The 8,969-nt window shown below is 69.2% G+C and carries 13 protein-coding genes, 1 tRNA gene and 1 pseudogene; 5 read left to right on the top strand and 10 right to left on the bottom strand.

Going from position 1 to position 8,969, the window contains the following annotated elements:
- The 8 genes and pseudogenes from G6024_RS02665 to G6024_RS02635 all read right to left on the bottom strand — a co-directional run.
- The coding region (locus G6024_RS02665; protein WP_478213472.1) for an NAD(P)/FAD-dependent oxidoreductase at window positions 1-461 on the bottom strand (461 nt) is incomplete at its 3' end.
- Entirely contained in the window at window positions 458-1,342 is an 885-nt protein-coding gene (locus G6024_RS02660) for a DUF1295 domain-containing protein (RefSeq protein ID WP_067716095.1), read from the bottom strand. The genes G6024_RS02660 and G6024_RS02665, both read right to left, overlap by 4 nt.
- Window positions 1,343-1,467: 125 nt before the next feature.
- A tRNA-Gly gene (locus G6024_RS02655) sits at window positions 1,468-1,540 on the bottom strand.
- Window positions 1,541-1,673: 133 nt separating this feature from the next.
- The gene (locus G6024_RS16870; protein ID WP_256388222.1) at window positions 1,674-1,802 is read right to left on the bottom strand and encodes a hypothetical protein; all 129 of its coding nucleotides are present in this window, start codon (window positions 1,800-1,802) and stop codon (window positions 1,674-1,676) included.
- Between the two features lie 88 nt (window positions 1,803-1,890).
- Window positions 1,891-1,965 (bottom strand): annotated as a pseudogene (locus G6024_RS16535) (DUF4287 domain-containing protein); the annotation flags it as partial.
- A 35-nt stretch (window positions 1,966-2,000) separates the two neighbouring features.
- The gene (locus G6024_RS02645; RefSeq protein ID WP_067716097.1) at window positions 2,001-2,570 is read right to left on the bottom strand and encodes a dihydrofolate reductase family protein; all 570 of its coding nucleotides are present in this window, start codon (window positions 2,568-2,570) and stop codon (window positions 2,001-2,003) included.
- Between the two features lie 174 nt (window positions 2,571-2,744).
- On the bottom strand, window positions 2,745-3,719 hold the full coding sequence (locus G6024_RS02640) for a sigma-70 family RNA polymerase sigma factor (RefSeq protein WP_200841543.1): 975 nt from the start codon (window positions 3,717-3,719) through the stop codon (window positions 2,745-2,747).
- A gap of 76 nt (window positions 3,720-3,795) precedes the next feature.
- Window positions 3,796-4,155, bottom strand: coding sequence for an Rv2640c family ArsR-like transcriptional regulator (locus tag G6024_RS02635; protein ID WP_119192812.1), 360 nt, complete (start codon window positions 4,153-4,155; stop codon window positions 3,796-3,798).
- Window positions 4,156-4,252: 97 nt separating this feature from the next.
- On the opposite strand from G6024_RS02635, the gene G6024_RS02630 reads away from it, so the two are divergent.
- From G6024_RS02630 to G6024_RS02620, 3 genes are all read left to right on the top strand, one after another.
- Entirely contained in the window at window positions 4,253-4,768 is a 516-nt protein-coding gene (locus tag G6024_RS02630; RefSeq protein WP_119192811.1) for an ArsI/CadI family heavy metal resistance metalloenzyme, read from the top strand.
- Between the two features lie 89 nt (window positions 4,769-4,857).
- The gene (locus G6024_RS02625; RefSeq protein ID WP_159147894.1) at window positions 4,858-5,823 is read left to right on the top strand and encodes a hypothetical protein; all 966 of its coding nucleotides are present in this window, start codon (window positions 4,858-4,860) and stop codon (window positions 5,821-5,823) included.
- 119 nt (window positions 5,824-5,942) lie between these two features.
- Window positions 5,943-6,353, top strand: a complete 411-nt coding sequence (locus G6024_RS02620; protein WP_067716108.1) for a YciI family protein — start codon at window positions 5,943-5,945, stop codon at window positions 6,351-6,353.
- 16 nt (window positions 6,354-6,369) lie between these two features.
- Here G6024_RS02620 and G6024_RS02615 read toward each other — a convergent pair whose 3' ends face one another.
- On the bottom strand, window positions 6,370-7,110 hold the full coding sequence (locus G6024_RS02615) for an RES domain-containing protein (protein ID WP_119192785.1): 741 nt from the start codon (window positions 7,108-7,110) through the stop codon (window positions 6,370-6,372).
- Window positions 7,107-7,499 (bottom strand): hypothetical protein, encoded by a 393-nt coding sequence (locus G6024_RS02610; RefSeq protein ID WP_069388672.1) that lies wholly within the window; start codon window positions 7,497-7,499, stop codon window positions 7,107-7,109. Before G6024_RS02610 ends, G6024_RS02615 begins: the two co-directional genes overlap by 4 nt.
- Before the next feature lie 155 nt (window positions 7,500-7,654).
- On the opposite strand from G6024_RS02610, the gene G6024_RS02605 reads away from it, so the two are divergent.
- Both G6024_RS02605 and G6024_RS02600 read left to right on the top strand, forming a co-directional pair.
- Window positions 7,655-7,945, top strand: coding sequence for a DUF3072 domain-containing protein (locus G6024_RS02605; protein WP_159147892.1), 291 nt, complete (start codon window positions 7,655-7,657; stop codon window positions 7,943-7,945).
- A 13-nt stretch (window positions 7,946-7,958) separates the two neighbouring features.
- Window positions 7,959-8,969: RNA polymerase sigma factor (locus tag G6024_RS02600; protein WP_159147889.1), on the top strand; the 1,011-nt coding region annotated here is incomplete at its 3' end.

The following is an 8,969-nucleotide window of genomic DNA, read 5'->3' as shown; positions in this document are numbered from 1 at the left end:
GCGCCCCCGCCGATCACCGCCACCGACCCGGCCGCCGCGAGGCGCTGGTGCGGCGAGGCGAGCTCGGCGTCGACGTCCGCCGCGTCCCGGAGGGTGGGGTGGCGCCAGAAGCCGTTGGTCACCCCGGTGGAGACGACGACGACGTACGGTTCCTCGGCCACTGTGCTGTCGCCCGCTGTGCCGTCCGCGAGGGTGACACGCACGAGCCGCTCGCGGGTGTCCAGGCCGGTCGCGGTGCCGTGCACGATGCGAGTGCGGTCGAGGCCGCGGAATCGGCGGTAGGCGATGCGGTAGTCCCGCTCCCACGCCTCCGGCCGGGCCAGGCGCAGGCCGAGCTCCTGGCCGCTGACGAACTCCGGCGTGGCGGTGATTCCCACGACGTCGGCATACCGGTGCAGCGCGATGGCGGTGAGGACGCCCGCGTCGCCGAGCCCGACGATCACGACGCGGGGGCGGGTCATACGCGGGCGGTGGCCTTCCTGGGCGGTCGCGGGAGGAACCGGGACACGCGCTGCACGACGTCGTCGTACTCGGGGCGGCGTTCGAGGCTGCGGCGCTCCATCATCGGGATGCTCACGCCCAGGAACATGGCGAGCATCGCGGCGGCGCCGACGAACACCCACCACGCGCCGGGCCAGGCGGCCAGGCCGAACAGGGCCATCGACAGCCAGATGCCGCACTCGCCGACGTAGTTCGGGTGTCGCGACCACGACCACACCCCGGTCTGCATGACCTGGCCCGGCGTGCGGGTGGCGAGGAAGCGGTGCATCTGCAGGTCGGCGATCGTCTCCAGGGCCAGTGCGGCGATGCCGACGGCGAACGCGACGATGTCCAACCAGCCGAGTGGCTGCCCCGCGCGCGTGGCCACCACGTAGACGGGAATGAGGCCCGCGAACACCACCAGGGTGGGGAATACGTGGATCCCCATGAGGTCGGCGACGAGGCCGAACTTCCCGGCCCGCTCGCGGACCAGCGGGTAGCGCCAGTCCTCGTGATGCATCCCTGGGAAGGTGCGGACCCAGTTGGCGGTGAGGCGGATCGCCCACGCCACCAGCACCGCCATCATGAGCCACCAGCGGACGTCGTTCACGCCGGCATCGGCGGCGACCCACCAGTAGAACGCCAGGAGCGGCGGGATGACCGACCAGTAGGCGTCGTACGTGCTGGAGTTCCCGAAGATGCGGCTGAACCCGAAGATGACCAGCGTCGCGACGATGTCCGCGATCAGCCCGTCCAGCCACAACTGCCCGGTGTCCGGACCCCACACCAGCCACGCCAACCCGGCGGCGATGGCGATGACGTACGCGACGGTGATTCGCAGGAGGGACGCGCCTCGACTCATGTCAGGAGGGTAGAGCGGCGTCCGGCTGTTGGTTGAGGTAACTGCGAATGTGGCCGGTTCGGTCTATCCCGGCGCGTGTGCGTCCAGAGGGAAATGAACGACCTCGTCGTCGTCACTTCCGAGAGAGCGGATGACGAGATTCGAACTCGCGACCCTCACCTTGGCAAGGTGATGCGCTACCAGCTGCGCCACATCCGCATCGCTTCGCAGGCTCGCTCTCGCTCACCGCGTTGCGAGAAAGAACTCTAGACCATCCCTCCGGGAGCTCGTCGGGGAGGTACCCCTCGGGCGCTCGCGTCGCCCGCCGGCCCTGGCACAAGCCAGTCGCCCGTCACCTGTCGGGGTTGGTGGCCGCCCCGTCGAGCCACAGCGTGTCGGAGGCGTCGGAGTGCGCACCGCCCTCCCCCACGTGCTTCGGATCGATCTTCGGACCCGTGGTGATGACATGGACCAGGGCCATCCCGTGTCCCCGACCCAGGTCGTAGTCCTCCTTGGAGCCACGCGAGGATCGGACCGGCCTTGGTCCCGGGGCCGAAGCCCTTCGCGGTGGCGGCATCGACCAGTTGCCGGGGAGTGAGTCCGGTCCTGGTCTCGATCGTGTCGAGGTAGGCCTGGAATGACATCGGGTTCTCCTTGCTGGTGGGTGGCGGCCGGTCGGTCAGGCGGCCGGGGTGTCCGGGGTTTCCGGGCGGACGGAGTAGGTGGCGACGATGTTGCCCGCCGGGGTCTGGGTGGAGCTTCGAAGCTGCAGCCGCGTGGTGGGTACGGAGTCGTCGAAGAGCCTGCGACCGTCACCGGTGATCACCGGGTGGATGGTCAGGGTGAGCTCGTCGACCAGCCCGGCCAGGACCAGTCGTCGGGTCGTCTCGATCCCGCCGCCCACGGCGATATCGCCGCCGGGCTGTGTGCGCAACTGCTCGAGGTACTCCGCCGGGTCGCCGGAGACGATCGTGCTGTTCCACGGCAGGTCCCCGGTCAGCGTCGAGGTGAGCACGTGCTTGCGGACCGGGTTGACCCACTGGGCGAACGGGTCGTCGGCGTAGGTGGGCCAGAACCCGGACCATTCCTGCCAGAGCGTGCGGCCCAGCACCAGGTCCGTGGTGGAGGCGGTCATCTGCTGCATGGACTGCATCTCGTCGGGGCCGAACGCGTCGAACTGCCAGCGCTCCGCGTGCTCGGACACGCCGTTGAGCGTGGAGAACATGTGCGCGGTGATCTTGCGGCTCATGATGATCCCTCCTGCGGGGTTTCGGTGGCCGGTCGAGCGGGTGCCCGTGGCCCGGGGGAGTTGCCTTCACAGGGGTAGACGGGACGGGTCGGCGAAACTGATCGGTGCCGGGGGGATTTCCTTGCCGCGCCGGTCGTCTGCAGGCCGGCGGGGTCGGGGCACCGGTTTCCACGCCTACGGCAACCGTGCGGGGAGGCCGAACTCGGAGAAGTGGTGCGCGCCGATGAAGTGGGTGATGGCCGAGATGCGGCCGGCGTCGGAGTCGAGGACGTGGATCGCGAACGGCTCCCAACGCTGGTCGCCGGCCGCGTGATAGACCGCGACGGCTGGTCGGCCGTTGGCGGAGGTGGTGATGGTGCGCGCGTTGCGGCAGACCTCGCCAGGACCGCGCCACCACCGTTCGATCTCGGCCGAGCCGCGCAGCCAGAGTTCGAACGGCGGCATGGAGAACTCGGCGTCGTCGGTCAGGAGTGTGACCAGCCGGTCGACGTCGTAGGCCTCGAACGCCGCGACGTACTGCTCGAGCAGGCCCGCGTCGACGTGCGGGTCGGGGCGGGGCGACGACGACGAGGTGTTCTCCGTCGGGTGGGGGAGCGCGATCTCGTGCCGGGACAGGGTCTTCCGGGCACGGGCGAGTGCGGAGTTGACGGACGGGAGGGTCATGCCGAGCAGGTCGGCGCATTCCGCGGCCGAGTGGTCGAGGACGTCGCGCAGAAGCAGCACGACCCGCTGCCGGGGCGGCAGGTGCTGGAGGGCGGCGACAAAGGCGAGCCGGACGGACTCGCGCACGACTGCGGTGGCAGAAGGATCAATCCCGAGGTGTGCGTCGCTCGCCGGGCCGATCCAGGTGACCTCGGGCAGGGTCGCCAACATCGTGGGGTCGTCGGGCACTGCGCCGGGTTCGGTGAGGTCCGTGGGCAGGGCCCTGCGCTGTGGAGCCCGCGTCATGTCGAGGCAGACGTTGGTGGCGATCGAGTACAGCCACGTACGCAGGGACGATCGGCCCTGGAACCCGGCGCCGTCCCGGGCTTTCCACGCGCGGAGCATGGTCTCCTGGGTCGCGTCCTCGGCCTCGGCGAAGCAGCCGAAGTAGCGGTAGCAGTAGCCGAGGATCTCGCGCCGGTAGTCCTCTGCCTCGATCGTGTGCACGGAACTCAGTCTCCGCCGTGGCGCGGCGGTCGTGGGGTGGTTTACGCCTCGACTGACTGGTCAGCCTGCCGGGCGGTCAGCGGCAGCAGTTCGGGTCGAGCACCCCGCGCAGGGCGTCGAGCGACTCGGCGCGGGCCCGGTGGTAGACGTTCATGCCGCGGCGCTGCGAGTCGACCATGCCGGCCTTGCGCAACTGCCCGAGGTGGTAGCTGACGGTGGATTCGGCCAGGTCGACACCCGTGGCGAGATCGCAGGTGCACACGCCGTCGCCGCTGTCGGTGAGCAGGATCGACACGAGCTTGAGGCGGACCGGGTCCGCGAGGGCCTTGAGGCGCAGAGCCAATTCGAGGGCGGCGGCATCGTTCATGGGGGCGGCCGACACCGAGTCGCAGCAGATCGGCCCGCTGACGTCGATCACGGGGAGCGCTTTGGGCATGAACAGAGTGTAGCGACCATCTTGACATATATCGAAGAGCAGGAGCATTCTGGTGGAGCAAACCGATTCGATATATGTCACACAGGTGGAGGCCGCCATGTCCCGTGTTCAACTCGCCCTCAACGTCGACCGCCTGGACGAGGCCGTCACGTTCTACTCCAAGCTCTTCGGGGTCCAGCCGGCCAAGCTCAAGCCCGGCTACGCCAACTTCGCGGTCACCGAACCGCCGCTCAAGCTCGTCCTGCTCGAGAACCCCGGCAAGGGTGGCTCGATCAACCACCTCGGGGTGGAGGTCGAGTCCTCGGAGAAGGTCCACGCCGAGATCGCGCGCCTGACCGACGAGGGGCTGTTCACGGACGAGGAGATCGGCACCACCTGCTGCTTCGCCACCCAGGACAAGGTGTGGGTCACCGGGCCGGCGGGGGAGAAGTGGGAGGTCTACACCGTCCTCGCCGACTCCGAGACCTTCGGCACGAGTCCCCAGCACCTCGACGGCCCGGCCGGTGCCGATCCGGTCGACCCCGACGGCGGCGTGTGCTGCGGCACGGCAGCCGCTTCCACCGAGCCGGGCGCCCAGGCGCCAGCGGAGGCCGTCAACAGCTCCTGCTGCTGACCGCAGACCGGGCAGCGCCGATCACCTTCTTCAACGTCCTTGTCGGACCCGCGCGATACAACTGGGGTGGTCCATCGAAGGAGGCCATCATGTCTGAGGCGTTCGACGTCCGAGTGGTCGGAAAAGAGCTGCACATCGGTCCCGTACGGATCGGGTTCCAGCGCACCTTGCGTATCCCCGAGGACGGGCTTCATCCCCTGCCGCCGGGTCTCGGGTTGTTCCCGATCCGGAGGGTTCAAGATTACCCTGACACCGCCCCGGCGGAGTGGCTGGCCCGCGGCGGCGTCATGCTCCCCGTCTACCAGCGTGAGGCCATGTGGATCTCGCTGGACAGCAGCGAGCCGGCTGCGCTGCAGGTGGGCATCGGCAAGGTGTGCGCCATCAGCGGCGAGGAGTGGGACGAGTCCCTGTCGCAAGACCCGCAGAACTATACGTCGTTGCCGGATCAGGCTTGGCTGGACGGGATCAATGCAGGCGACGGGTTCATCCGCCAGTTCGTCGCAGTCCCCTTGGGCCTGGGGGCGACGGTGGAGGGACAGGTGACTGGCCGCGAGGAGCACGGTGGCGTGCAATTGCGCGCAGTCGGCCTGACGGCCGCCGCGCTCGAGGACTGGGGACAGTCGTACGTCGACGACTTGATCTGCTACAGCGCCATGCCGCTAACAGAGAGTGCACCCACTATGGGGCTCGGGGCCGGTGGGCGGATGCGCCAGGAGGTCTACGAAGACGACCGCGATCTGGGCGACTACGACGAGTCCCGGTCCGGACGAGTCTTTGTCCACCTCTGCTCGGCGGCGCAGTGGACGGCGATCACGGGGGAGGTGCCGCCTGCGACGCCCGTCGACCGAGACGCCTACACCGAGGCAGGTCTGCCCTGGTTCGACTACTTCGATGCTGATCGCGACGATCTCGCCCCTGCCAAGGCGCTCAAGCGCGTCAAGTCTGTCGGACAGGTGCTGGGCGGCGACGACGACGCGCATCCCCCGGTTCCGCCCGAGAGCATCGTGAAACTCAAGCACCACTCGGGAGACACCGTGGAAGACGGGGCCTGGTAAGTCCCGGCGCAGCGAGCCCGCGCCGATCGCCTCCGGCCTCGATGTCGAGAACCCGCGACCTGTTCCGTCTCCCCGGTGAAGCGACCACACTGGGTCGCACAGCACGAGGAGGTTCTGTCATGGCCAAGTACCTGATGCTCAAGCACTATCGCGGCTCCGCACCCGAGGAGCCCACCTATCCGCCGCTGGGCGAATGGGACCCCGACGACGTCGCCGCCCACTTCCAGTACATGGAGGACTTCGCGGACCGGTTGCGGGACTCCGGGGAGTACGTGGACTCCCACGCACTGTCGGAGTCGGGGACGTGGGTGCGGTACGACGGCGAGGGCCGCCCGCCGCTGACCGACGGCCCCTTCGCCGAGACCAAGGACCTGATCGCCGGCTGGATGATCATCGATGTGGCCGACTACGACCGGGCCCTGGCGCTCGCGTCCGAGCTGTCCGCGGCGCCGGGCCCGGGCGGCGAACCGATCCGCGAGTGGCTCGAACTGCGGCCCCTGCTCACCGCTCCCACGGAGATCGAGGACTGACCGCGGCCGGTCCGCCTCAGTCGGCCCAGCGCAGGCCGAGCAACTCCATCGCGCGGTTGAGGTCTGCGTCACCCGTTCCGAGACCCGCGTTGTCGAAGCGCGGCGCCAGGATGGCCGACACGTCCCCATCTCGGGAGCGTTCGAAGATCGCCCACAAGGTGAGGTCGTCCCCGTGTCGGGAGGCGAATTCGATTCCGTCGAGTGGGACGTCGTCTACGTCTGTGACCCCGTGGAGCCAGGAGGCGATTCCCCGTGTGAGGGTGCGGGGTCTCGCGTCCCTGATCGCCGCAGCATCGAGGTCGTCGAGCCCGAGTCCGAGGGCGGTCATTCTAAACCTTGCTCGCAGAGCGGCCAGCGAGCGGTGATCACCAGGAACGGCAAAGCTGCCTGACATCATCGCTGTTCCACTGCATCGCACCTCGCACCAGTCGGGTGGAATCGTGCCCGCCTCGATGGTCGGAAATTCGTCTTCCCCGTCGACTTCTATCTCCGCGAGGTCGTCGGACACCCGCGAGCTGGGCCTGAATCTCGCGAGGAGCTCCAGAAGGCAGGCGAGCCGGGTCTCGCCCACGTAGAGGGTCCGCCAGGAGCCTCCGGGGTCGTCCCACCGTCCATCGAATCGGCCGTCCTCGGCGTAAGCCCAATCGGTCCACTGCCACGGTGTGGGAGCGAATCCCACGCGGTGAACTGTTATGGCTGTGTGTCTCCGGACGACTATGTCGCCGGCGTCGGTACGGACTACCGTCTCGCGGCTCATCCGACCGATACGAATTGACGCGCGGCGGCGAGCACCATCGGGCCGGTTTCTCCGACGTCACCATCGCGGAGCAGCAGAGCCGGGGCCCTGTCATCGAGAAGCGGATTGAGTCCTTGCATCCACGCCTGGGCGACCGCCGGGGAATCGCGCTCGCAGATCATTCGAGCGATCCGGTAGGCGATTCGAAGCCGTTCCACGGTTTCCGGCCCGGCGATCTGTCGGGTGCCGTCGGCCCATCCCCGTACCGCACGGGTTTCTTTGACCTGCCCCAAGTAGGCGACCAACCGATCACCCAGGAGTGGCCGGAGTGCACCGACGAGTTCGGCGTTCGTCATCCGGTTCGCCTCTTCGTACGCGGCGAGATCCGGCCGCCGATGAAGTATCGCCATCGTGATGCTCCCTGACGTGTGGACTGTCACTGCTGAATCCCACCTTGTTTCCCACATCGTATCCCCAGCAGGTCCCAGTGACCATCCCCATTGTGGCGTCGGGCACCCCGCACTGGCCGGTGGTTCGACCGGGAGCGCGGGCGTACCGTGCGGGCATGACCAACCCGGACGCGACCACCCCGATGCCCGACGAGAACCAGAACCGCGCAGAGGAGACCCTCGGTTCGCCCGTCCCCGAGGGCCGGACCACCGACGGCAGCTCGGTGCAGCGTGACCCCGACGACTGGGTCACCGGCGACGAGCCCATGACGGAGGCGCAGAAGAGCTACCTCGATACCCTCGCCCGCGAGGCCGGCGAGGAACTCCCGGCGACGCTGACGAAGGCCGAGGCCTCCGAGCACATCGACCGCCTGCAGAAGAACAGCCCGCGCACCGGCCACGCCTAGACGAGCCGGTGCCATGACCGCCCCCGACCTCCGGACGCTGACGCCGCAGGTCATCGGCATCCTCATCCGCCGCGGAGCCGACTTCGCCACGGCCGAGGACGCCGTCCAGGAGGCGCTCATCGAGGCACTGCGCGTCTGGCCTGACGACCCACCGCGTGACCCCCACGCCTGGCTGACCGCCGTGGCCTGGCGCAGATTCCTCGACATCGCCCGTTCCGAGGGCGCCCGTCGGCGTCGTGAGCAGCGGGCGGCGGAGGAGCAGGGGCCGGGCTCGTCGTTGTCGCTGTCGTCGTCGTTGCTCGTGCCTCCGGACCCCACCGACGACACCCTCTGGCTCTACTTCCTGTGCGCCCACCCGTCGCTGCCGATGCCGTCGGCGATCGCGCTGACCCTCCGCGCGGTGGGTGGGCTGACCACCCGCCAGATCGCGCGGGCGTTCCTCGTGCCGGAGGCGACCATGGCGCAGCGGATCAGCCGCGCCAAGCGCACCCTCGCCGGCGAGCGCCTCGACCGGCCCGGCGAGGTGGCCACTGTCCTGCGGGTGTTGTACCTGGTGTTCAACGAGGGCTACACCGGCGAGGTCGACCTCGCCGAGGAGGCCCTGCGCCTGACCCGGCAGCTGTCGGCGTCGATCGACCACCCCGAGGTGCGGGGCCTGCTCGCGTTGATGCTGCTGCACCACGCGCGCCGCGCCGCGCGGTTCAGGAGCGGCGGGGCCGGCCGTGACAGCAACGACGGCGGCGACGACGACGACGAGCTCATCCCCCTCGCCGAGCAGGACCGCACCCGATGGGACGCGCGAGCGATCGCGGAAGGTGTCGCGATCCTGCAGGCAGCGCTCGCACGCGACCAGCTGGGGGAGTACCAGGCGCAGGCCGCGATCGCCGCTCTGCACGCCGACGCCGCGCGCACCGCCGAGACCGACTGGGTCCAGATCGTCGAGTGGTACGACGAGCTACTCGCCCTGCGCGACAACCCCGCGGCGCGGCTCGGGCGGGCCGTCGCGGTGGGCCACGCCGTCGGC

Source organism: Dietzia maris (genome assembly GCF_014144855.1).
Lineage (GTDB): Bacteria > Actinomycetota > Actinomycetes > Mycobacteriales > Mycobacteriaceae > Dietzia > Dietzia kunjamensis.
Note: the sequence above shows the minus strand (reverse complement) of the source record. Positions and strands in the feature narration are given on the sequence as shown.